This is a genomic window from Microvirga sp. BF8 (genome assembly GCF_059888585.1).
This window is the reverse complement of sequence record NZ_CM187619.1, coordinates 2,247,702-2,267,972: the sequence shown is the minus strand read 5'-3', so window position 1 is coordinate 2,267,972 and position 20,271 is coordinate 2,247,702. Positions and strand designations below refer to the sequence as shown.

Below are 20,271 nucleotides of genomic sequence, written 5' to 3'. Positions count from 1 at the left end.
AGATCTCCACCGGAGCGGGACGATGCTTCCTGCGGGAAGCTTCCCTTGATGGAAGGAACAATCTCTCAATCCCTGATGACTTCGACCACCCGATGCCGTTCGGAAACACGGCATCGGTTGGTTGGCCACCGATCTCGAAGGTTAAACCTAAGTTAATATGGGCACAAGCAAGGGCGAATACATTCCTCGGCGACCTGATCGGAATGCATCCCGCCCCAGGCCGTGGACGACCACGTGCACAAACCATGGCGGGCCATGAGCAATACCCGCCAGGTCGACGTTGGAGTGGCTCTTGCAATGACTGGTTCTCAGGAGGGCCGTAGCGGACGGGGAATTTCTCCCCGTTCCGGCCCTCCCGGTACTCAGCGGCAGAAGATGTTGCCGAAGCGGTCGCGATAAGTGCCGTAGGGGCACTGGTTGCGCGGGGCGGTCGCGCTGCCGACGATGGCGCCGCCCGCCGCACCGATCGCTCCTCCGGCCAAGGCACCGCCAACCCGGCCCGTTGCCGCACCGCCGATCGCGGCGCCCGCGAGGCCGCCGACTGCGGCCCCGCCGACCGCACGCTCGCCCGGGGTTTCGCACGCCGCGACGGAGAGCGTGAGCGCAGCGGCGGCGATGACTGTCGTGATTTTCCTCATCGGACCTTCCCTTCTCGGTTACGGAACGCGGACCCGCGATGCGTCGCGGATGCCGACAGGTTCCGCCATTGCTGCGTGTTCGGATATTGGGGGAAACCCTGGGATCGTCGGGTGCGAGGCCCCAAGCGGATTGGTTTCAACCAGCCTCCGGCGGACAGGTGCGGAAGGCCGCGGATGGCGGACGGACGGCAGATCGCGGGGAGAACGCGGCATGACGGTCGGCGAAGGCTGCATTTTTCAACACGTCCTCAGGACAATCCCCGCGCCCGACGGGGGTTACACCCGATGGTGTCGTGACCCGCCAGCGGTACTCTCGTGCGGGGCCACGCGGCCGGCGAGGGACCGCGTGGCCGTGGTGCGCCGCCAAGCAAGGGATCCGCCGCAGAGGGAGCAGGTCGATCGTGATGGGAGCGAAACATGCGCATTCGCATAGGGATCAACATCTCGGCTCTCCTGCTGTATGGCCTGAGCTGGATCCTGCTCGGCGCCGCCGTGCTGATGGTAATCCTCGCGATCGCGACGGCCCTGGGCCTGGCGAATGTCCCGATGACGGTCTCCGCGGACCTGATCGGCAGCATGATCTGTGCCCTGCTCGCGCTCCTGTTGCGCTTCCTGGCCGGCAGGCTCGACCAACCGGCCTGATCGGCGGACTGGTCGCGATGGCGATCGGCGGTCCGGCGCTCGCCCAGGCGCCGCTGCCTGCAGTCGGCGTGATGCCCGTGCTGGTCGAGGACGTATCGCCCTCGTCGGAGTTCATCGGGCGGGTCGAGGCGATGAACGCTGTCGACATTCGGGCACGGGTCGAGGGCTTCGTCGAGCAACGGCCGTTCGCCGAAGGGCAGGCCGTTCGCCAGGGACAGGATCTTTTCATCCTCGAGGAGGGCGCCTACGAGGCAGCGCTTGCGGCTGCCCGCGCGGGCCTCGCCGGGGCGGAGGCGGCACTGCGCGACGCCGAGGGACGGCTGCAACGCAACCAGGAACTGCGCCGGACCCAGGCCGTCTCGCAGGCTGCTCTCGAGGAGATCCAGGCGGCCCGCGATACGGCCCAGGCCAACGTGATGGCCGCCGAGGCAAGCGTGCGGCAGGCCGACCTGAATCTCGGCTACACAAGGATCAAGGCGCCGATCGCCGGACGGATCGGCGCCGCCGCCTTCGCCGTGGGAAGCTTCGTCGGTCCGTCGTCAGGACCGCTGGCACGCGTGGTGCAGGTCGATCCGATCCGGGTGGTGTTTTCCGTCAGCGACCGCGTCATCCTCGACTTCAGGGGAGCAGCAGGCGACGCAAGCAAGGAAGAACTCGCCACGGGATTCGTCCCGACCCTGAGGCTGTCGAACGGACGGGACTACCCGGCCAAGGGCGAGATCGAGTTTGCCGGCAACGAGATCGATCCGGCGACCGGAACGCTTCCGGTCAGGGCCCGCTTCCCGAACCCGGATGCCCTGCTGGTGCCGGGTCAGTTCGTGACCGTCGTCATCCGCCCCTCGGCTCCCCAGCGCCGGCCCGTCGTTCCGGTCGGGGCCGTGCAGCTCGACCGTGAGGGGCGCTTCGTCCTGATCCTGGAGGATGGCGACAAGGTGGCCGTGCGGCGCATTCGGACGGGCACGCAGCTCGGACAGAACTGGACCGTGGAGGAGGGGCTCAAGGGTGGCGAGAACGTGATCGTGCAGGGCTTCCAGAACGCCCGACCCGGCGCCGCCGTTCGGGTCGTGCCGGCGCAAGGCGGCGTGCCCGCTCCAAGCACGGGAGCGGCGTCCCGATGATCTCGTCCCTGTTCATCGACCGTCCGCGCTTCGCAATGGTGATCGCGGTCGTGATGACGCTGGCCGGGTTGCTGGCCCTGACGCAGATTCCGGTGGCGCAGTTCCCGCCGATCACGCCACCGGAGGTTCAGGTCACGGCAGCCTACCCGGGCGCCAATGCCGAGGTCGTCATGGACAGCATCGGAGCGCCCATCGAGGACCAGGTCAACGGGGTCGAGGACATGATCTACATGTCGTCCTCGAGCACCAACAACGGCGGCTATTCGCTCACGGTCACATTTGCTGTCGGAACCGATCCGGCCATCGCCCAGGTGAACGTGCAGAACCGCGTCGCGCTCGCTACGCCGCGGCTGCCGCCCGCGGTCACGCAAACCGGGGTCTCGGTGCGCAGCCGTTCAACCAGCATGCTGATGGGCGTGGCGATCTATTCCCCGAAGGGCACGCGCGACGAGATCTTCATCAGCAACTACGCCTCCATCAATGTGCGTGATGCGCTTGCCCGTGTCGCTGGTGTCGGCGAGGCCGGCATCTTCGGACCCGTCTACAGCATGCGGGTGTGGATGAACCCAGACCGCATGCAGGCCCTCGGCATCACGGCCTCCGATCTGACGGCGGCGATCCGGGCCCAGAACGCCCAGGCCTCGGCAGGCCTGATCGGCTCGGCGCCGGCACAGCCAGGGCAGCAGCTCCAGATGACGGTCATGGCCCGCGGGCGACTGGCCAGCCCGGAGGAGTTCGGTAACATCGTCGTGCGCACGAATGCCGATGGCGCGATCGTCCGCCTGCGCGACGTGGCCCGGCTCGAACTCGGGGCGCAGTCCTATGATTCCACCTCCAGGTTCAACGGGCAGCCGAGTGCGACGGTGGTCGTGTACCAGTCGCCGGAGGCCAACGCGCTGGCGGTCTCCAGGGCCGTGCAGGAAGAGATCCAGCGCCTCTCGACACAGTTCCCGGAAGACCTCGCCTACACGGTCGTGTTCGATACCACGGACTTCGTGAGCGAGACGATCCGCGAGATCATCGTCACCCTGATGATCACCTTCGTGCTGGTGATCCTGGTCACGTACCTTTTCCTCCAGGACTGGCGGGCGACGCTGATCCCGACCCTGACGATCCCGGTCTCGCTCGTCGGCGGCTTCGCCGTGCTGTACCTGCTGGGCTACTCTGCCAACACCGTCACCCTGTTCGCCATCGTGCTTGCCATCAGCCTCGTGGTGGACGATGCCATCATCGTGGTCGAGAACGTCCAGCGCGTGATGAAGGAGGAGAGGGTCGACGTCGTCGAGGCAACCCGGCGCACGATGCGGCAGGTCACCGGGCCGATCGTCGCCACCACGCTGGTGCTCGCGGCGCTGTTCGTGCCCATTGGGTTCCTGGCCGGGATCACGGGCCAACTCTACCGGCAGTTTGCCGTCACGATCCTCGTCACGATCACGTTCTCAACGATCAATGCCCTCACGTTGAGCCCGGCGCTGTGTGCCCTGCTGCTGCGCCCGTCCACGGAGAATCGCGGGCGGGTGTTCGGCGCTTTCAACCGGGCGCTGGACACCTCCCGCGGCTGGTATCTCGGTCTGCTGGCTCGGTTCGGCCGGCAGCTGATGCTTGCTTCGGTGGTGCTGGTCGCGATTTTCGGCGGCATCTACGGACTGTTCCGGCTGCTGCCGACCGGGTTCATCCCCTCTGAGGATCTGGGCTATCTCTTCGTGAACGTGCAGTTGCCGAACGCCGCCTCCCTCGAACGCACGGAAGCCGCTCTCTCCGAAATCACCGGGATCGTGCGCGCGACGCCTGGCGTCGCCAACGTCATCGGCATCGCGGGCAGCAGCCTGATCGGCGGCGGCGGTGCCGAGGCCGGCATGGTGATCGCGGCCCTCAAGCCGTGGGGCGAACGCACCGGACGAGCCGAGGGGATCGACGGCATCCTGGCTCACCTGCGCACGCAGTTCGCCGGGATTCCCGCCGCCACCATCGTGCCGTTCAACCCGCCGGCAATTCCCGGTCTTGGCACGACAGGTGGCTTCGACCTTCGCCTCCAGGCGCGCGCCGGGCAGAGCCCGGAGGATCTCGCCGAGGCCATGCGGGCCTTGATCTTCAAGGCCAACCAGACACCGGGCCTGACGGGCGTGTTCAGTACCTTCACGGCGGACGTGCCCCAGGTTTACCTCGACATCGACCGCAAGCGGGCGGAGCTTCTCGGCGTATCGCCGGCCGCCATCTTCGCGACGTTGCAGGCGCATCTCGGCTCGGCCTACGTCGACGACTTCAACATCTTCTCGCGCGTGTTCCAGGTCCGCATCCAGGACGAGCCGGAATTCCGGGGCCGCGTCGAGGACATCCAGCGCCTGCACGTTCGGAGTCAGGGCGGCCAGCTCGTGCCGCTGCAATCGTTGGTGACAGCGTCAACCTCTTTCGGCCCAAACGCGCTCAGCCGCTACAACCTGTTTTCCGCAGCCTCCATCAACGGCCAGGCAGCCCCGGGAACGAGTACCGGACAGGCGCTTACCACAATGGAGGCGGTGGCGCAGGAGACGCTGCCCGAAGGCTTTGGGTTCGAGTGGACGGGACTGGCCTTGCAGGAGCGGCAAGCCGGCAACCAGACCGCGATCGTCCTCTTCATGGGCATCGTCTTCACCTACCTGTTCCTGGTAGCCCAATACGAGAGCTGGAGCGTGCCGGGCGCGGTCATGCTGTCGGTGTCGGTGGCGGTTCTGGGGGCGCTCGCAAGCCTGGCCCTCACAGGCATTGCCATCGACATCTACGCCCAGATCGGCCTCGTCCTGCTCATCGGCCTTGCGGCCAAGAACGCGATCCTGATCGTCGAGTTCGCCAAGGCCCGGCGAGAGGATGGCATGGGCATCCGCGAGGCGGCCGCCGAAGGCACCAGCCAGCGCTACCGTCCGGTCCTCATGACGGCCTGCGCATCGATCCTGGGCGTGATCCCGCTCGTGGTCGCCACCGGCGCCGGGGCGGGCAGCCGCCGCTCCATCGGCATGACGCTGTTCGGCGGGCTCCTGGTCGGGACTGTCGTCGGCCTGGTGCTGATCCCGGTTCTCTACGTGATGGTCCAGACCGCCCGCGAACGCATCAAGGCACGGCTGTTCGGCTCCCGCACCGACGTGCCGGCCCCGGAACCTGTGTCGGGAGAGTGATGGGGCCGCATCCTGCCCGGATTCGAATTGCTCGGCGCGGCCGACATCATCGGTCGAGGAGGACGTCATGACGATCCGTGATTCCGTTCCCGACCCTGCGAAGGGCTCCCCGATGAGACCTGCCGGTTGGGTTCGTCTGTTGCTGAGTGCCGCCATGATCCTAGCGGGACTTGCCGTTCTGGCCGACGTCGCGTTTGCCTCCCTCGTCAGTTCGGCCTTCATCGGGGCCGCTGCGATCGCCGTCGGCGCCTTCGAGATCCTCCATGCCGTATGGACGAGGGGTTGGGGCGGCTTCGCCTGGCAGATGCTCCTTGGCCTCCTCTACGTGGCTGTCGGCATCGTTCTCCTCGGCGGGGCCAGTTCGGGCGAGATGGTCGTAGCCTCTGGTGTCGCACGGTCCGCCCGTTCGGGCGCACTGCTGCTCACCTATGGGCTCGGCCTGCTGCTTCTGCTGTCAGGCATCGCCAGGATTCTGCTCGGATGGAGCCGCCGGCGGGAGAGCGGTTGGGTAATGCTGCTATCAGGCGCCTTCGGCGTCGTGGCGGGCCTCGTTGTCCTGGCCGAGTTCCCGAAGGCCGGGCTCTGGATCTTCGGGCTGCTGCTGGGGATCGATCTCATCGTGCACGGTACCGCATGGCTCGGTTATGCCTTTTCTCGGAAGACCGGATCTGCCTAGCGGCGCAGCATCACCTGAAGGCCACCGTTAGGTCCTGAACGAAGCGCACCCGGCTGAACTCTGCAAAACTGACGCCGAAGGGGCCACGGGCCACCAGGAGGAACTCGCCGCGCATGGCCTGGCGGAAGCCCGGCTTGGTCATCACCGTCCGTCGTGGCAGGCGCCAGCGGGCCCAGATCCGTTCGCGGGCATCGGAGTAGAGCTTCAGCCGGTCATGACGTTCGGCCAGCGGGCGCAGGCCGAAGTCGAAACGCCGGAACTCCGCGTGCGAGAGCCTCCGGTCGCCGTTGGTATCCAGCACGGTGAAGGTCCGGTCGGCGTAGAGCCTGATCTCGGGATCCTTGATCAGGCCGTCACCGTTCGTATCGATCCTGTCGAACAGCGCCCGAAGCGCCTGGTCGAATTCCGCAACCCGGTCCGCATGCACCGGGGCTGTTTGGACTGCCATGGCGGCTGCGATGGCGGCGACGGTTTTCCTCATCGTAACCTCCCTGGCCTGTCCAATGTCGTGCCCCGGCTCCCGCGGGTGTCTACCAGCGGCCCCTGCGGCGGGCCCAATGGCCTGACACCCAGACCCAGCGTCCGCGGCGGGCGCTCCAGACCCAGCGGCCCGGCACCCAGACGAAGCCGGGACGAGGCCGAGGCCGCCGCTCCCGCCGGCGCGGCGGCGGAGGCCGGCTGGGCCTTGGCCTTTGAGGACGACGGTCGGGCCGCGGCTGGGCTTCCGCGTCCGTCGATGCGATCGTGCCGAGCGGGATGGCCACCACCGCGCCGAGCAATCCCGCCAGAAGGGAACGTCTGGACAGCATGTCGATCTCCTTTCCCGCGTGGTGCGCCGCGTCAGGTCGGCTGTGGCGCCATGGTGCCGGCGGCCTCGACGCCGTCGCTTGGGCTCGGCGGGTGTGCCCGCGAGAGGGCGGCCTGGAGCTTCGCTTCCTGCTCCGGCGACAGCGAGGAGCGGATCACGTGTCCCTTGAACCCCGACAGCTCGGCCAGGACCTTCTCGGGCTGTGACTTGCGAACCAAGAGGAACAGGGCCGAGGTGTCGGGCTTGAGCGTATCGCCGATCGACTTGATGAAGTCGTCGTTGATGCCGTAATCGATCATGCTCCCGGACAGGGCGCCCGAGCCCGCGCCGACGGCGCCGCCGATGGCAAACCCTGCGAGCGGGTTGAGGAACAGCAGACCGATCAGGCTGCCCCACAGGGCTCCACGTAGGCCGCCCCCGGCAGCACCGAGGGTCACCAGGTTGACACTCTGCTTGATCCGGACCACGCCGCCCGCGTCACGGATCGCGACCACCGCGTCCTCCAGGTCGATGAGGTATTCCTTCTTCAGGCGGGTCAGCTCCGTCAGGACCCGGTCCGCGTCTTGCGGGTTGTCGAACCCGACGACCACCAGTTCAGCCATGGCTGTCCTCCTCGCGCGGCGACCCAGACGGTCGCGACAAGCCGCAAGAGTACCGCATCCGGACGACAGGGGTATCGGGTCTAACCCCGAACCGAAGCCGGGGATGGCCTGAGATCCCGTGGGAAAATCAGTCCTTTGTCAGGTGCCCTCGGGTTGTTCCGCGAGCGGCGCGCTCGTGTGCGGACTTCGACCTCCCGATCGTCGGCTAGACCCTCCCGAGGTGCCCGCGGCGAGTGGGCGCGCACGCCGCCCAGGACGGCTCGGTGTTCATTCTGCGCTTTCTCGGTATGGAACGACCATCCGCACCGAAGCGAAACAGCCACGTCATGGCGGGCTGGCGTCGATAGCACCGGGGACGGTCGATGACGGTGACTCAACACAGCTCCGCGGCAGGAAGAACAGCCATGTCACGAGCACGAAGGGGGCCGTCAGTGCCGGGATGGCCAATGGCATCAGGGCGACGTTCAGGGCCGACTGTGCGATAACCGTGAACACAGTCCCCACCGCAGCATACGCGGCGGTGCGACCACTCGGCCGATACAGGACTGTCCCGAGCGCGATCGCCGTCAGGACCGGACTAAAGCCCAGAAGCCCACCCGTAATCAGGTTACTCTCAGCGCCTAGGACGTGGGCTGTTAGAACCGCCAGAATTGCGCCCGCGAGTGCGAACGCAGCTGCGGCAAGTGAATTCACCGCGAGACCGATGAGAAAAATCAATGCCGCCACACCGCTGGCCTTCAGGAAGACCTGCGAAATGCTCAGGAGGACTCCTCCGGCAAGATCGATCACGTGGAGCGGGCTGGCCTCGTAGGATTGGAAGGGAACGACAACACTGCCGGTTGGGAGCGCCGTTCCCGTCAGCCCGGAGAAGCCGTAGGTCGCCAGCAGTAGCAGCCATGTGACGACAACGAATGGAAAGGTCAGGGCGGAGGCACCCCAGGGCTTCAGCGCGTTAGCAATCCCACACGTTGCGACGACCGAGACCGCGGCTCCCAGCACCACGTAGCCCCAGAGCAGTGCCCCGGGTGCGAGAAACGTCGCCAGGGCGAGCCCGACAAGAACTCCGTTATAGCCATAGAGTCCTGCCGCGATGGACGCTCGGTCGAGCCGAAGCCAATAAGCCGTCAAAGTTGCAACGACGACGGCGACCACACCCGCAATCGCCACGTGCGGCACGCCAGCCGCGTATGAGCCCCAGGCAATAGCGACGAGGAAGAGAAGGCCGGTCAGCGGATTGTCCTGAAACATCACCTGCCCGATGCCACGCAGGTTGGCGTCCACGAACCGCAAAGCGGCCGACGACGTGCACAGGCTTTCCCAGTTCGTCAGAAGCTTCTGCATCGCCACCTCCACGAAACTTCTGGTCCTCACAAAGGAAGATCAGCGGCAAGGTCAGTCGCCTCATCGCCATAGGAACGGAGGCGGGAGCTCCGCGCCAGTGACTTCCTTACGCACGATTCCCCAAAACTCCCGCACCTTTGCCTTCACCTGGGCCGTATCCTGGCCCAGCACCTTGTAGATCAGGCCAGCGTCATTCGGCAGCCGGCAGGTTCCGAATGCCACTCCGTCGGCCGTTCGAACGTCGGCCTCCACCCGCTCAAGGATGCGCTCCGCCTTGTCCTTGGACGTGCAAAGGATCACGTTGCCGAACACATCAAACGTATTCATCACGCCTATCTGCCGCATCGCAAATCGCTCAGGCTCGATCACGAGCTTCTCCGTGAACAACGTGCGGCCATTAGGGCGCGCCGCCGCGACCGATAGCGAGATCACGGTTGCGCCAAAACATTCGTCAGGATGATGATGCTTCCGGCCGGGCTGGAGGATCTCCGACAGGAGCAGCGTGGCCGACGGTGCGACACAGACCTGTGTGTTGCTGACAAAGCGGGCACGGCGATGAGGGATGATGGGCTCGGGAACAAACTCGAGATAGGTGTCCTCGGCCAGGGTAATGGTCTGGGTCTGGACCGCGTAATTGGCGTCCATCCCATGGACCTTGGTTGCCGATTGTGACGTAACGTGAGCCTGGGCCCCATGACGGAGCTCGAGGTCCAGGGCCATCCTGTCCCCCTGGAGGAGACAACCCGTTGTCGTGATGAGAAATACAGTGGCCAGACCCGGCATTTCCTGGTCGCAGTACAGCGCACGCTGGGCCAGATACGGGACACGACGCTCGAGGGTAGCCAGGATGGTCCGGCTGCCGCGGGTCTCGAATCCGAGCCGCAGGTAGCCCGTCTTGCCGACCGTGCCGCTCTTCATCTGAGCCGGCTCGTCCTGAAACGCAGCCAGTTCCGGAACGGAGGCGCCCAGGGCTTCGGCGGCGGCCCACGGCAGCGAGCCCGCCACCATCATGCCGGTGTCCTCTCGGCCATATTGATGTCGAACAGGAATTCCCGTTCGATCATCTCGACCAACTCCGGGATGCCCTCCTCGGTCTTGCAGTTGGTGAACAGGAAGGGCTTGCTGCCTCGCATCAGTGCCGAGTCGTCCCGCATGACGTCAAGGCTCGCGCCGACGTAAGGGGCGAGATCGGTCTTGTTGATGATCAGGATGTCGGAATGCGTGATGCCGGGCCCGTTCTTCCGCGGGATCTTGTCCCCTGCCGCAACGTCGATGACGTAGATGAAGTAGTCGACGAGCGCCGGCGAGAAGGTGAGGGTCAGGTTGTCGCCCCCGCTTTCGATCAACATCACGTCGCTGTCCGGAAAGCGCTCCTCCATGTCCTCGACGGCTGCAAGGTTCATGCTCGGATCCTCGCGGACGGCGGTGTGAGGACATGCGCCGGTCTCGACGCCGAGGATACGTTCCTGCAACAGGACTCCCTTGAGGGAGCGCTGCACGTGCTTTGCGTCCTCGGTTGTGACCACGTCGTTGGTGATGATGAGAACCTTGATGCCGCGCTCGAGCAGCCGTGGGGTGATGGCCTCCACGATCGCGGTCTTCCCCGACCCGACGGGGCCGCCGATGCCGATCCGTGTGATTTTCTTGGTCATTCACGTCTCCCGTCAGTTCATGAACAGGCGCACGTGCGCCTTGATGTGGACCGCGGCCAGGATCTCCATGAGAGGCGCGTAGCCAGCCATGTCCGTCAGCCGCGCCCTGGAGGCTCGCTCGTAGGCTGGCTCGATCTCTCCACTCAGTTCGTAGAGGATCTTCTGCGTATCGAGATGGCTCACCTTCATCAGCCGCAGCGCCGCGCCGAGAATGGGCGCCGCGACCCCATATTGGTGCACGGCAAAGGCATGAAGCTCGGACAGGCCCTGGACGGCAAAGTTGATTGCCAGCGCAACCGGGTAACATCCGGGTCCCTGTCCTTGCCGGATACGATCCTGCCACGCGTGGAGCAGCGGAGCGCCCAGGACATGCACGCCCATCTCGGTGAACTTCCTGCCCATGCGCACCGACATGGTCCGTGCCTCATCCGAGAGCTTGCGGGCGTAGACCGCCTCATCGATGCAAATGAGTTCGGTGACGTCGCCTGACATCGCCGCACGATGGGCGGCGATCAAGGCGATCCCGTCGCCGCGAGCCGCTTGTTCCGCGGCCGTTCGCGTGAACGCCAGCAGGGTCGGTGCATCGGTGACGACGCCTTTCTGGACGGCCGATTCCAGCCCGGACGAGAAGGCGAATCCGCCGATCGGGAACATCGAGTCACCGAATTGCAGCATGTGTGCGAGCGCTGACACCTGGCCTGGCGTGACGGCATCAGCCATGGTGATGCTCTCGGTGGGCCTGCGCCGATCGTTCGTGTTCATGGACGTGCGAGTGCACCGGGCCTTCGGCCCCGCCGAAGAGCCGACGTGACTCATGGGGCGTGAGATACGAAATGACCTCGGTTCCGGGTGCGAATTCGTATCGAACGTGCTCGAAGGCGTGCGTTCTCATGACCGAATCCATCACTTTCCGGTCAACCGTCAGCGGTACGTAGACGACATGACCCTTGACCAGGGCCGGCCAATGCTGGTTGCCCATTGCGTGGCCGAGTTCGATGCAGGTCCGCATGGCCAGCTCGGGGGCAAGGCGCATAAGGCTGTCCAAATGCACGATCATGACATCACGCAGCTCGATCCTGGCAATGACGGCCAAGGATGCCTGGGGATCCCAAAGCATCACGTCGCCGTCACGGATATGGGTGTCCCGGCTGAGGGAGACAGCCAGCACCGATCCCCTTTTGGTGGCTTTTCGGAATCGGCTCTTCTGCGCTTCCCATTGATCGAGTTGCAGCACGTCGAATTCGGCATCCTTCAGACGGGCAGCCCATTCCGGATCGCGGATATTGCCCAAGACCGTTTCGATGATGACCATGCGACAATCCTGTCAGCTAAAGAAATACTTCTGGTTCAGGGAGACTGACTTCAATGGCTGCACAGTCGCGTGCTCGCCGTCGACAGTGACGGCGAATGTCTCCGGGTTCACTTCGATGTTGGGTGTGCCGGTATTGCGAACCATGTCGCGTTTGCCGATCTTGCGCACGTTCTTGACCGGATGAACCTGTCGCATGAGTCCCAGCCGCTCCTTGACGCCGGCGGCGTGCGCGGCGCCGGACACGAAGGTGATGCAGGTTTCTGCCAGAGCATTGCCGTAGGCGCCGAACATCGGTCGGTAGTAAACCGGCTGCGGTGTGGGCAGGGATGCATTGGGGTCTCCCATGACCGCCCAGCTGATGAACCCGCCCTTTATGACCATCTTCGGCTTCGCCCCGAAGAATGCCGGCTCCCAGAGGACGAGGTCCGCAATCTTGCCGACCTCGATGGAACCGAGCATGTCCGCAATGCCATGGGTGATGGCCGGGTTGATGGTGATCTTGGCGACATAACGCAGGACCCGGTAGTTGTCATTGCCCGGCGCATCCTCGGGAAGTTTGCCGCGCTGGGTCTTCATCGCATCCGCCGTCTGGATGCACCGCAGCCAGACCTCGCCGATCCGGCCCATAGCCTGCGAATCGCTCGAGAACATCGATATGACGCCCATGTCCTGGAGAACGTTTTCCGCCGCGATGGTCTCGGCCCGGATCCGGCTTTCGGTGAACGCCACGTCCGACGGGATGTCGGGGCTGAGGTGGTGGCACACCATGATCATGTCGTAGAGCTCTGCCTGCGAGTTGATCCCGTAGGGAAGCGTGGGATTGGTGGAGGACGGCAAAACGTTGGGGAGGCCGGCGATCTTGATGATGTCCGGGGCATGGCCGCCCCCCGATCCTTCGGTATGGAAGGAATGCACGGCGCGGCCCTCGAACGCCTCAATCGAGTCATCGACGAATCCGGACTCATTGAGCGTGTCCGTGTGAATGCAAACCTGAATGTCCATTTCGTCCGCGACCGTGAGCGCCGACCGCAGTACCGCCGGCGTGGTCCCCCAGTCCTCGTGGCACTTAAAGCCGACGGCGCCAGCCTCGATCTGCTCGATCAGTGCGGCCTTGCCATGCCCATGGCCCTTGCCGAGGATGCCGACATTGATCGGCCAGTTCTCGAACGCGCGCAGCATCATGGCTATATTCCCGGGACCCGAGGTGACCGTGGTGGCATTTGAGCCGTCCGAGGGGCCGGTGCCGCCACCGATCAACGTGGTGGTGCCGTTCGAGAGGGCCGCCTGGGCCTGTTGGGGGCTGATGAAATGAATGTGCGAGTCGATGCCGCCCGCCGTCAGGATCAGATGAGACCCGGAGATCGCATCGGTGGCGAGTCCGATCTCGAGGCCGGGCGTGATGCGGTCCATCGTTTGGGGATTGCCGGACTTGCCAATGGCGCAGATTCGGCCGTCCTTCACGCCGACATCGGCCTTCACCACGCCCAGGACCGCGTCAATGATGGTCACGTTGGTGATCACCAGGTCGGGAGCCCCGCCGGGCCGTGTCACCTGGTTGTCGATCCCCATGCCTTCACGCATGCTCTTGCCGCCGCCGAAGACGAGCTCATCGCCATAGCCGCCACGGAGATCCCGTTCGATCTCGACGAACAGGCCCGTGTCTCCCAGGCGGATGCGGTCACCGGTTGTCGGGCCGAATAGGCCGACGTACTCTTGTCGCGAGATGGTTGGCATGGGTGCCTCCAGGCAAGCAGATCGACGCGAAATCTTGACCGATAAGCCGTATCAGGACGTTCGCGATGACGAACGGAAGCCCCGTTGCTCCGCAAGTGTCACAGCCTTCGACTTGCGTTCGGCAGCGTCCTTGCCATCCGTTGGGCCGTCGACAAGGTTGTTGAACCCATAGACGGCGCGCTTGCCGGCGTAGGGAACAAGTTGCACGTCACGTTCGTCGCCGGGCTCGAAGCGGGTCGCGGTGGACGATGGAATGTTGAGGTGGAGACCGAACGCCGCGGGACGATCGAACTCCAGGGCAGGATTGACCTCGAAAAAGTGGAAATGCGATCCGACCTGGATTGGACGATCGCCGGTATTGCGCACCTTGAGTGTCGTTACCGCCCTGTCGCCATCAAAGGTGATCGGCGCAGGGCTGCAGACGTAACCACCAACCGGTACGTCGAATTCAGTCGGGTCCACATCGGCAGCAACGGCCGGTCCTATCTTCGGTCCACCCATCCTGCCGCCTCCTCGTTGAACGAGCTATCGTGGTTATTGAATCGGTCTGTGCACAGTTACGAGACGACTCCCGTCGGTGAAGATAGCTTCGACCTGTACCACGGGAATGAGATCGGGGACGCCGTCCATCACATCGGCTGCGGTCAACGCCCCGCCGGCATCCCTGGTCACGTCCTCAATCGTCTTGCCAGCTCGGGCCCCGTCGAGCGCAACCGCGGATATGACCGCGACAGCCTCCGGATAATTGAGCTTCAGGCCCTTGGCTTTCCGTTTCAAGGCCACATCAGCCACCATGTAGATGAGGAGTTTGTCGAACTCGCGCGGGGTGAGTTGCATCGCTTCCTCCAGGCCTTGGACTTCAGGTCACGGACGCTGGATCAAGTGGTGCTCGATGACCATCGTCCGATAGGCTGGCAACGACGTGGGATCGCTGCTGGCCGAGAGAGTATCCCGTGGGAGCCATCCGTCCATCGGGTGTAACCCTGAACCCGTGTCGGAAATGTCCGGAGAAGCACCGAAAAATTCAACTATTACGGTCGGTAGGCTGCACTCCGCGTGCACGATAGGCTGCACTGCGCGCGCAGAGGGTAGCAGAGGGTATCTGTCATGCCGGCTGGGCCGGCAGTCGCCACAAGGTCGGCATTCGTATCCGTCTGGCTCCGTATTGTCCCCAGGCGATCCAAGGGTTTCTCCTAATGGTCAGTCGTCCCGGGAGAGGGGAAGATGTGCCCGCCGTGCAGGACCGGCTCGCTTGCCGGAGGTCCGAAGCAAGATCTGTCGCGGTACATCTGCTTCCCGGTTGGCTCACCGGCGCGGGTAGCGGAGACCAGGATTGTCCTCGGGCGAGAAGGAGAATGCCATGAACCGTCCTATCATTGCGGCACTAGCCTCGGCAGTCATGTTAGCTCCAACCGCTACGCTTGCGCATACCGGGCACGGTGATACGGCGGGATTCATGCACGGCATAGTTCATCCGGTGAGTGGGATCGATCATGTCCTGGCCATGGTTTCCGTCGGCATGGTGGCCGCGTGGATGAGCGGGCGAGCCCTGTGGCTGCTGCCGCTCACATTCATTTCCGTCATGGTTGGAGCAGCCGCTCTCGGAATGACCGGGTTCGACCTCCCGTCCCTCGAGGTCTGGATCGCCGGCTCCCTGGTCGCATTGGGGCTCGCCGTCGCCTATCCGTCCCGTCTGTCATCCCTGACGGGCGCAGGCCTCATTGCCTTGTTTGCCATCTTCCACGGTTATGCCCATGGAGCTGAGATGCCCGCCGGAGCATCCGGTCTCGGCTACGCAGCGGGCTTCGTGATGGGGACGGTTCTGCTGATCGGCACGGGCGCCGGCCTAACACTGCTGGCTGGCTTCACGGGCGGACAACTGGGCCTTCGCATCGTGCGATGTGGCGGAGCGGCCATTGGCCTGTTTGGCCTCGCTTCTCTGTCGATGGCCCTGTAGGCGGCCATGGGCCCGCCACGACACGTGTTGGCCCGATCCTCACCGTGAGCGCTCCTCTCCGAAATGCGGAGGCAATCACCCGGTAGAGGGCGAATTTTGAGCAAGGTGCCCTGGCAGCTGGCTCACTGGGCCGTGGTTCCGCATGGTGGACGGTCCATCGGTCGTAGCTGCCCTTACGATGCATCGGACGGGCGAGCAAAATGCTTCGTCATTGCAGACGGTTCGGCTGTCGAAATGCCCGTCGTGTCGGTGAGTGGAATTGTACTCGGTGAGCTCCGGGCCGTAGCGGGGCCGGAGTTCGGGCATCGCGGCACTTGAGCCGCTGCACCCGGGTCTTGGAAGGAAGGTCTGCCCATGGGTCTCATCGGGATACTGGTTGCACTCGCGCTGCTCATGTGGCTGGCCTACCGGGGATGGAGCGTCCTTATGGTAGCCCCGGCAGCGGCACTTCTGGCTGCCCTGATTTCTGGTGAGCCGCTGCTTGCCCACTGGACGCAGACATTCATGAGCGGGGCTGCACGGTTTGTCGCGCAATGGTTTCCGATGTTCCTGCTCGGTGGGCTGTTCGGCAAGCTCATGGACGACAGCGGTTCGATCGCTGCGATCGCGCGCTTCCTGACCCAGCAACTGGGAGTGCGTCGAACAATGCTTGCGGTCGTGCTCGCCTCGGCCGTCGTTACCTATGGAGGGGTCAGCGTCTTCGTAGCATTCTTCGTTCTGGTTCCAATGGCGCGGGAGATGTTCAAGGCCGCGGACCTCCCGGCCCGGTTGATGCCGGCGACCATCGGTCTCGGTGCATTCACGTTCACCATGTCGGTGATGCCGGGAACCCCCTCGGTCAATAACGCCATTCCGATGCCATATTTCGGCACGACGACCTTCGCGGCCCCCGGGTTGAGCATCATCGCGTCGGCTATCATCTTCGCCTTCGGCATGTGGTGGCTCGGCCGCGCCGAGGCGGCCGCGCGCAAGGCTGGCGAAGGTTATGTTGACAAGGCGGGAACCAATCCTGCCGTCAACGAGATGGTTCGCGAGCAGGCGGCGCCGGCAGGCGACTTCGACCCGGCCGAGCTGCCGCACGGCAAGCGGGCCGAGAACGGGCCGCCGTTCGTCCTGGCCGTGCTGCCGCTCGTCGTCGTCATCGTCACGAACTTCCTGATGTCGCTTGTCGTATTCCCGCGACTTGACTTCTCGTTCCTATCCGAGCCCCAGTGGGGCGGTACGACCTTCAGGGCCGTGAGCGGCGTCTGGTCGGTTATTGTGGCTCTCGCAGCAGCAAACCTGACCGTCCTCCTCGTGAACTTTCGACGCCTGCCATCTCCCCGCGAAAGTCTGGATGCCGGTGCGAATTCCGCAGCCCTGCCGATGCTGATGATCGCCAGTCTTGTCGGCTTCGGCGCGGTGGTCGCCGCGTTGCCTGCGTTTGCGATGGTTCGCGATGCGGTATTCTCGATTCAGGGAGGGCCGCTGGTCTCGCTGTCCGTCGCCATGAATGTATTGGCGGGGTTGACCGGTACTGCGTCCGGCGGAATGGCAATCGTACTCAATGCGTTCGGCGGGGACTTCATGCGCCTTGCCAGTGAGCACAACATCGACCCTGAACTGATGCATCGGATCACGACAATGAGCGCCGGGACCCTCGACGCTCTTCCGCACAACGGCACGGTGTTGCTGCTTCTTCAGATTAGTGGTCTGACCCACGGTGAAAGCTATCTGGACATGGTGATGACCGTGATCGTCAGTTGCGTTATCGCACTTGTTGCCGTCCTGATACTAGGTTCGGTTTTTGGTTCGTTTTGACCGCTGGGTTTTCGCAGTCATTGGGAGGCCAGCCGCCGGCGTGACTTCCCCAGTGGTGATGACGAGAACCAGGAGTTGGATGTCCTCGCCGATCTCATCCGGTGTCTGCTGATCTGCCGCACCAGCTTCCGGATAAGCGCCTGCTCAATCGTTTGCTCCCGGCAATGCAGGACGAAGCCGTCCTTCCACGGCTGCTCGACTGGAAAGAGCAGCTGCCCGCTCCGGCCTGCGAAGGCGCGCTCCATGACTGCCCCTGACTGAAGGACTGTCGCTCTCGTCCCTGTTCGGCTTTGGGACGGGCGAGATCACGCCTGCTCCAAGGTTTCACCCAGGTCTGGCATTCAGCTGTGCTGAGAGCATAAAAGAGTCCGCTGCTGGGTGTGGCGGACTCCTTCTTCATGCCGTTAGCGAAATTCTCGCCAACCTATGTGAGGGTCCTCAGTGACTGAGGTGTGAAGCGAAGTTCCCCGTCGGTGGGTCCCCTAAGCTATTGAGATCGCTCGTGGGCCAATAAGACATGTTCGGACAAAGTTGCCGCAATGCGAATCGAAGTCCTGCCGCAAATCAGGGCTGGCGAGTGAGCCTTCAATCGAGCGCAGTGTCCAAATGGCAACGAACAGCGGACATTCAGACGCTCACGCTCTTTGTCTCAGTTTGACCCTACTCGGACGTTCCGTGGATCCATATTGACGCCAATGGACGATCCTTGGAGCTGCATCATAAGAAAAGCTATCCTCGTTCAATTGCTTAAATCGTGATGCGTGCGCCCACTTCGACGGCTTGGTCCTCCGGGATGCAGAACTGATCCGAGACATCGCTAGCCGACCGGGCCATCGGAATGAAGAGATAGTCTTGCCAGAGCGGCAATCCCGCTTGGGCCGAGGCTTGCAGCGCCCGCCGCGACAGGAAGAACGAGGCGTCCTCCAGATCGAAATTCGCTGCCTTCAGCGCCTTGGGCAAGTTCGGGTGTTCCATGAACCCGAACCGCACCGTCACCCGCGAGAACCGGTCTGACAGCTTTTCGCTCGTGACGCGGCCCTCGTCCCGCAGCCGCGGCACCTCCTCCGTCACGACCGTCAGGAGCACGTTGTGGTCATGCAGCACCTTGTTGTGCTTCAGGTTGTGCAGCAGGGCGGCCGGCACATCGTGGGCGTTCCCGGTGAGGAAGATGGCGGTTCCCGGAACACGGGGCACCGGGCTGGTCTCGGCCCCGCGCATGAACTCGGCCAGCGGTGGGCGGCCCCGATGCGAGATCTCGGCCAGCAGGCGTGTGCCCTTGCGCCAGGTCCACATCAGGGTGAACAGGCCCATGCCGACCAGCAGCGGGAACCAGCCACCGTGGGGGATCTTGAGCGCGTTGGCGCCCAGGAACACAAGCTCGATGGCGAGGAAGGGCGCAATGACCAGCGCCACCACAGCCGGCGGCCAGCGCCAGAACTTCCAGGCCACGATGAACAGCAGGCACGAGGTGATGACCATGTCGCCGGTCACGGCCAAGCCGTAGGCGGCCGCCAGGGCGCTCGACGACTCGAACAGGACGACGACCAACACCACCGCCGTGAGCAGGAGCCAGTTGATGAATGGAACATAGATCTGGCCCTTCTCGGTCTCGGACGTGCGCATGACGCGGAAGCGGGGCAGCACGCCAAGATGCATTGCCTGCTCCGAGATCGAGAAGGCACCTGTGATCACCGCTTGGCTGGCGATGATCGTGGCTACGGTGGCGAGGATCACCATCGGCAGCAGCGCCCAGGAGGGGTAGAGCAGAAAGAACGGGTTCTGCAGCCCCTCGGGATGGGCCAGCAGCATGGCACCCTGGCCGAGATAGTTGAAGGCGAGCGCCGGCAGGACGAGGCCGAGCCAGGCGGTGCGGATCGGGGCCCGACCGAAATGGCCCATGTCGGCATAGAGCGCCTCGGCCCCGGTGACCGACAGGAACACCGCGCCAAGAGCGAGGAGCCCAGCGGTGCCGTGGTTCACCAGGAAGCTGAGGCCGTGGACCGGGTTGATGGCGGCGAGGATGCTGAGATCATCCCGGATGTGCACCAGCCCGCCCAGGGCCATGACCAGGAACCAGAAGGCGGTGATCGGCCCAAAGAACGAGGCCACGCTGGCCGTACCGAACCGCTGGACGGCGAAGAGGGTGATCAGGATCACGAGGCTGAGCGGCACCACGTAAGGGTCGAAAGCGGGCGTGAGCAGCTTGAGGCCCTCAACCGCCGAGAGGACGGAAATGGCCGGGGTGATGATGGTGTCGCCGTAGAACAGGGAGGCTCCCACCATGCCGAGAACGATGGTGATCCCGGTGCTGTGGCCCAGGGCCCGTTGGGCCAGGGTCACCAGCGAGAGGGTGCCGCCCTCGCCGTTGTTGTCGGCCCGCAGGACAAAGACCACGTACTTGATCGTTACGATGATGATCAGCGTCCACAGGATCAGGGAGACCACGCCGAGCACCATCTCGCGGGTGAGGGCGCCGGCACCAGCATGACCCGTCGCGGCGGCGAGGCTCTCCTTGAGAGCATAGAGCGGGCTGGTGCCGATATCGCCGTAGACGACACCAATTGTGCCAAGGGTCAGGGCCCAGAAGGAGGTCGGGGCAGCGTGCCCGTAGTCCGATGAACCTGCGGCTGCGTGCCCGCTGATTCCTGATGCGGCCATGACTGCCTCCCAATCGTACCCATGAGGAATGGCCTCCCCCCGGCCCAACGTGACCGTGCCACGAAGGGTTTCACCTCAGGCGGACTTGGGCGTGGTGCCCGCATCGTGGGGGCCGCGGTCACCTATGCGGGCATGCGGCGCGGCTAACATTGCCATCGATGAGGCAGGAACTGGCCCCGCAAGA

At 64.3% G+C, this 20,271-nt stretch carries 19 protein-coding genes; 6 read left to right on the top strand and 13 right to left on the bottom strand.

The window, feature by feature from the left end; translation table 11 throughout:
* Nucleotides 1-362: 362 nt before the first annotated feature.
* Complete coding sequence (locus tag AC522E_RS10825; protein WP_500750456.1) at nucleotides 363-638, bottom strand: YMGG-like glycine zipper-containing protein; 276 nt, start codon at nucleotides 636-638, stop codon at nucleotides 363-365.
* Between the two features lie 417 nt (nucleotides 639-1,055).
* Here AC522E_RS10825 and AC522E_RS10820 point away from each other — a divergent pair, with 417 nt between their 5' ends.
* From AC522E_RS10820 to AC522E_RS10805, 4 genes are all read left to right on the top strand, one after another.
* Nucleotides 1,056-1,280, top strand: a complete 225-nt coding sequence (locus AC522E_RS10820) for a hypothetical protein (protein ID WP_500750455.1) — start codon at nucleotides 1,056-1,058, stop codon at nucleotides 1,278-1,280.
* A gap of 17 nt (nucleotides 1,281-1,297) precedes the next feature.
* Nucleotides 1,298-2,398, top strand: coding sequence for an efflux RND transporter periplasmic adaptor subunit (locus AC522E_RS10815; protein WP_500750454.1), 1,101 nt, complete (start codon nucleotides 1,298-1,300; stop codon nucleotides 2,396-2,398).
* Nucleotides 2,395-5,547 (top strand): efflux RND transporter permease subunit, encoded by a 3,153-nt coding sequence (locus AC522E_RS10810; protein ID WP_500750453.1) that lies wholly within the window; start codon nucleotides 2,395-2,397, stop codon nucleotides 5,545-5,547. Before AC522E_RS10815 ends, AC522E_RS10810 begins: the two co-directional genes overlap by 4 nt.
* Before the next feature lie 67 nt (nucleotides 5,548-5,614).
* Nucleotides 5,615-6,223, top strand: coding sequence for an HdeD family acid-resistance protein (locus AC522E_RS10805; RefSeq protein ID WP_500750451.1), 609 nt, complete (start codon nucleotides 5,615-5,617; stop codon nucleotides 6,221-6,223).
* 10 nt (nucleotides 6,224-6,233) lie between these two features.
* On the opposite strand, the gene AC522E_RS10800 is transcribed toward AC522E_RS10805, so the two are convergent.
* The 11 genes from AC522E_RS10800 to AC522E_RS10750 form a co-directional block, all read right to left on the bottom strand.
* Nucleotides 6,234-6,704 carry an EF-hand domain-containing protein gene (locus tag AC522E_RS10800; RefSeq protein WP_500750450.1) on the bottom strand — a complete coding sequence of 157 codons (471 nt, stop codon included), beginning with the start codon at nucleotides 6,702-6,704 and terminating at the stop codon, nucleotides 6,234-6,236.
* A 49-nt stretch (nucleotides 6,705-6,753) separates the two neighbouring features.
* Nucleotides 6,754-7,032, bottom strand: a complete 279-nt coding sequence (locus AC522E_RS10795) for a hypothetical protein (protein WP_500750448.1) — start codon at nucleotides 7,030-7,032, stop codon at nucleotides 6,754-6,756.
* A 31-nt stretch (nucleotides 7,033-7,063) separates the two neighbouring features.
* The gene (locus AC522E_RS10790; protein WP_500750447.1) at nucleotides 7,064-7,633 is read right to left on the bottom strand and encodes a DUF1269 domain-containing protein; all 570 of its coding nucleotides are present in this window, start codon (nucleotides 7,631-7,633) and stop codon (nucleotides 7,064-7,066) included.
* Nucleotides 7,634-7,957: 324 nt separating this feature from the next.
* Nucleotides 7,958-8,974, bottom strand: a complete 1,017-nt coding sequence (gene yut, locus AC522E_RS10785; protein WP_500750446.1) for an urea transporter — start codon at nucleotides 8,972-8,974, stop codon at nucleotides 7,958-7,960.
* Nucleotides 8,975-9,034: 60 nt separating this feature from the next.
* A complete protein-coding gene (locus tag AC522E_RS10780) occupies nucleotides 9,035-9,985 on the bottom strand; it encodes an urease accessory protein UreD (RefSeq protein WP_500750445.1) in 951 nt (316 codons plus the stop codon).
* Complete coding sequence (gene ureG / locus AC522E_RS10775; RefSeq protein WP_500750444.1) at nucleotides 9,982-10,626, bottom strand: urease accessory protein UreG; 645 nt, start codon at nucleotides 10,624-10,626, stop codon at nucleotides 9,982-9,984. The genes AC522E_RS10780 and ureG overlap by 4 nt, the downstream gene beginning before the upstream one ends.
* Nucleotides 10,627-10,638: 12 nt before the next feature.
* Nucleotides 10,639-11,346, bottom strand: a complete 708-nt coding sequence (locus tag AC522E_RS10770) for an urease accessory protein UreF (RefSeq protein ID WP_500750443.1) — start codon at nucleotides 11,344-11,346, stop codon at nucleotides 10,639-10,641.
* Entirely contained in the window at nucleotides 11,339-11,938 is a 600-nt protein-coding gene (locus AC522E_RS10765) for an urease accessory protein UreE (RefSeq protein ID WP_500750442.1), read from the bottom strand. Before AC522E_RS10765 ends, AC522E_RS10770 begins: the two co-directional genes overlap by 8 nt.
* A 12-nt stretch (nucleotides 11,939-11,950) precedes the next feature.
* Complete coding sequence (locus AC522E_RS10760) at nucleotides 11,951-13,672, bottom strand: urease subunit alpha (RefSeq protein ID WP_500750441.1); 1,722 nt, start codon at nucleotides 13,670-13,672, stop codon at nucleotides 11,951-11,953.
* A 51-nt stretch (nucleotides 13,673-13,723) separates the two neighbouring features.
* Nucleotides 13,724-14,173 carry an urease subunit beta gene (locus AC522E_RS10755; protein ID WP_500750440.1) on the bottom strand — a complete coding sequence of 150 codons (450 nt, stop codon included), beginning with the start codon at nucleotides 14,171-14,173 and terminating at the stop codon, nucleotides 13,724-13,726.
* A gap of 33 nt (nucleotides 14,174-14,206) precedes the next feature.
* The gene (locus tag AC522E_RS10750) at nucleotides 14,207-14,509 is read right to left on the bottom strand and encodes an urease subunit gamma (protein ID WP_500750439.1); all 303 of its coding nucleotides are present in this window, start codon (nucleotides 14,507-14,509) and stop codon (nucleotides 14,207-14,209) included.
* Between the two features lie 523 nt (nucleotides 14,510-15,032).
* Here AC522E_RS10750 and AC522E_RS10745 point away from each other — a divergent pair.
* Together AC522E_RS10745 and AC522E_RS10740 are read left to right on the top strand one after the other, a co-directional pair.
* Nucleotides 15,033-15,629: a HupE/UreJ family protein gene (locus AC522E_RS10745; RefSeq protein WP_500750438.1), complete on the top strand. Its 597-nt coding sequence runs from the start codon at nucleotides 15,033-15,035 to the stop codon at nucleotides 15,627-15,629.
* Nucleotides 15,630-15,983: 354 nt separating this feature from the next.
* The gene (locus AC522E_RS10740) at nucleotides 15,984-17,429 is read left to right on the top strand and encodes a GntP family permease (RefSeq protein ID WP_500750437.1); all 1,446 of its coding nucleotides are present in this window, start codon (nucleotides 15,984-15,986) and stop codon (nucleotides 17,427-17,429) included.
* Nucleotides 17,430-18,176: 747 nt separating this feature from the next.
* On the opposite strand, the gene AC522E_RS10735 is transcribed toward AC522E_RS10740, so the two are convergent.
* The gene (locus AC522E_RS10735) at nucleotides 18,177-20,087 is read right to left on the bottom strand and encodes a potassium transporter Kup (RefSeq protein ID WP_500750436.1); all 1,911 of its coding nucleotides are present in this window, start codon (nucleotides 20,085-20,087) and stop codon (nucleotides 18,177-18,179) included.
* Nucleotides 20,088-20,271 lie beyond the last annotated feature (184 nt).

Bases quoted from the DNA above. Each gene is read 5' to 3' on its own strand.
- AC522E_RS10825 (WP_500750456.1), bottom strand. From the start codon at position 638: ATGAGGAAAATCACGACAGTCATCGCCGCCGCTGCGCTCACGCTCTCC.
- AC522E_RS10820 (WP_500750455.1), top strand. From the start codon at position 1,056: ATGCGCATTCGCATAGGGATCAACATCTCGGCTCTCCTGCTGTATGGC.
- AC522E_RS10815 (WP_500750454.1), top strand. From the start codon at position 1,298: ATGGCGATCGGCGGTCCGGCGCTCGCCCAGGCGCCGCTGCCTGCAGTC.
- AC522E_RS10810 (WP_500750453.1), top strand. From the start codon at position 2,395: ATGATCTCGTCCCTGTTCATCGACCGTCCGCGCTTCGCAATGGTGATC.
- AC522E_RS10805 (WP_500750451.1), top strand. From the start codon at position 5,615: ATGACGATCCGTGATTCCGTTCCCGACCCTGCGAAGGGCTCCCCGATG.
- AC522E_RS10800 (WP_500750450.1), bottom strand. From the start codon at position 6,704: ATGAGGAAAACCGTCGCCGCCATCGCAGCCGCCATGGCAGTCCAAACA.
- AC522E_RS10795 (WP_500750448.1), bottom strand. From the start codon at position 7,032: ATGCTGTCCAGACGTTCCCTTCTGGCGGGATTGCTCGGCGCGGTGGTG.
- AC522E_RS10790 (WP_500750447.1), bottom strand. From the start codon at position 7,633: ATGGCTGAACTGGTGGTCGTCGGGTTCGACAACCCGCAAGACGCGGAC.
- yut (WP_500750446.1), bottom strand. From the start codon at position 8,974: ATGCAGAAGCTTCTGACGAACTGGGAAAGCCTGTGCACGTCGTCGGCC.
- AC522E_RS10780 (WP_500750445.1), bottom strand. From the start codon at position 9,985: ATGATGGTGGCGGGCTCGCTGCCGTGGGCCGCCGCCGAAGCCCTGGGC.
- ureG (WP_500750444.1), bottom strand. From the start codon at position 10,626: ATGACCAAGAAAATCACACGGATCGGCATCGGCGGCCCCGTCGGGTCG.
- AC522E_RS10770 (WP_500750443.1), bottom strand. From the start codon at position 11,346: ATGGCTGATGCCGTCACGCCAGGCCAGGTGTCAGCGCTCGCACACATG.
- AC522E_RS10765 (WP_500750442.1), bottom strand. From the start codon at position 11,938: ATGGTCATCATCGAAACGGTCTTGGGCAATATCCGCGATCCGGAATGG.
- AC522E_RS10760 (WP_500750441.1), bottom strand. From the start codon at position 13,672: ATGCCAACCATCTCGCGACAAGAGTACGTCGGCCTATTCGGCCCGACA.
- AC522E_RS10755 (WP_500750440.1), bottom strand. From the start codon at position 14,173: ATGGGTGGACCGAAGATAGGACCGGCCGTTGCTGCCGATGTGGACCCG.
- AC522E_RS10750 (WP_500750439.1), bottom strand. From the start codon at position 14,509: ATGCAACTCACCCCGCGCGAGTTCGACAAACTCCTCATCTACATGGTG.
- AC522E_RS10745 (WP_500750438.1), top strand. From the start codon at position 15,033: ATGAACCGTCCTATCATTGCGGCACTAGCCTCGGCAGTCATGTTAGCT.
- AC522E_RS10740 (WP_500750437.1), top strand. From the start codon at position 15,984: ATGGGTCTCATCGGGATACTGGTTGCACTCGCGCTGCTCATGTGGCTG.
- AC522E_RS10735 (WP_500750436.1), bottom strand. From the start codon at position 20,087: ATGGCCGCATCAGGAATCAGCGGGCACGCAGCCGCAGGTTCATCGGAC.